This is a genomic window from Candidatus Darwinibacter acetoxidans (genome assembly GCF_041936445.1).
In the GTDB taxonomy this organism is placed as follows: Bacteria; Bacillota; Limnochordia; order Darwinibacteriales; family Darwinibacteriaceae; genus DTU010.
The window spans coordinates 1-1,632 of sequence record NZ_JBHGXH010000335.1; the positions used below are offsets into that span (position 1 = coordinate 1).

1 protein-coding gene and 1 pseudogene are annotated in these 1,632 nt (G+C 55.0%); both read right to left on the reverse strand.

Translation table 11 applies throughout. The annotated features are described in order from the left end of the window. Window positions 1–621: 621 nt before the first annotated feature. Entirely contained in the window at window positions 622–1,101 is a 480-nt protein-coding gene (locus tag ACE4YL_RS14580) for a prolyl-tRNA synthetase associated domain-containing protein (protein WP_461369745.1), read from the reverse strand. A 350-nt stretch (window positions 1,102–1,451) separates the two neighbouring features. Further along, window positions 1,452–1,632 (reverse strand): annotated as a pseudogene (locus ACE4YL_RS14585) (MBL fold metallo-hydrolase); the annotation flags it as partial.

Below are 1,632 nucleotides of genomic sequence, written 5' to 3' on the forward strand. Positions count from 1 at the left end.
GCAATAACCACCATCCTTCGGGCCGGGCATGCCCGCACCTACATCTATTCCGGGATTGATTGCCGCGGGCGGGGATGGAACCACGCTCCCACCCCTTTGATTCACCTAATTTGTAGGGGCGGCTCATGAGCCGCCCGCAAACGTACCGGAAAACAACATGCATACCGCGTTATAAGCAAAAACCTTTGCCGCATAAACAACTCCACCTCGCCGGCGATGATGGTAATGCTGTATGCGACAGCCGCCTGCAATAACCACCCTCCTTCGGGCCGGGCATGCCCGCACCTACATCTATTCCGGGATTGATTGCCGCGGGCGGGGATGGAACCCCGCCCCTACCCCTCTGCTTCACCTAATTTGTAGGGGCGGCTCATGAGCCGCCCGCAAACGTACCGGAAAACAACATGCATACCGCGTCGTAGTGGCGGCCCTCGTGGCCGCCCGAAAGAAGTACCGTATAATTAAGCAACTCCCCCCTTTGCAAAAGGGGGGCCGGGGGGGATTTAAAAAAACATTAACCCTGGCGTGGATTGGCAGGACGGGAAAAGCAAAATCCCCCTAAATCCCCCTTTAAAAAAGGGGGACCTTTAATATGGGATCCTGCCCATATGCCGTTGCCGCTCACAAAAGGCGGTTGCCGCAGTGTTCCAGGAAGCGAATAAAGTCATCCATGCTGATCGTCAACGTGGCGGTGTTGACATTGGGATGGAAGTTGATCCACTCCGCTTTCAGCAGGTCTTTGTCCAGAACAACGACAACCTCTTTTTCAAGGTCATTGATCAGGCCGAAAGCGGAGACGGAGCCCGGCTCCACGCCGAGATATTTCATAAGCCTCTTCGGCGAGGCAAAGCCGAGCTTGCTCTCACCGGCCTTTTCGGCCAGCTGCTTTAAGTCCGCTCTTTTTGATTCTTCGAGGATGACCAGGTAATGCCTGTTCCCCTTGCCGTTGCGGAGAAACAGGTTTTTGCATTGCGCCCCCTTCATCCCGCCGTAATACCTTCTGGCCTCTTCCACTGTATAAACGGGAGGATGCTCGTGACGGGTATAGGCGATGTTCAGCTTTTCCAAAAGTGATAGGACTTTTTTTTCTTCTTCTGAGATCATGGCTGCTGCTCCTTATATTTTATGAGTCAAGGAACGGTCACTTTAAGTCATCGATTGAGATGCCAACACGGGCGGGGATGGAACCCCGCCCCTACCACTTCTTTCGCTAGGTTGTAGGTTACCGTTAAAGCAATACAAGTTCCGCGTTTAGAACAAGCGGACACTACAACGCAAACGCCAGTGCCTCACCAGCGGGCGAGGCATGCCTCGCCCCTACAACACTCTTCCGTGTCTGATTGCCACGGGCGGGGGTGGAACCCCGCCCCTACATGTCGTCCTGAGCGCGCCGTCTTGTAGAAAGAAATCAATTTTTACGCGGGAACTGTCCCCCTGTCTCTCTCCTCCTCTCAGGAGGATACCTGGAAGATAACAGTGCCGCTCCGCTCTTTTCTCCGGGCCGCTCCGGTCTCCTCCAGGTAGCGGAGATGGGCCACGGCTTCGCCCGTGGCAAACCATTTCTGAGTTAAAGGGAATTCTTCCCAGTCCCGGGCGTCAATATCCCATTCCATCTGCGCGGCGACCTCGTAG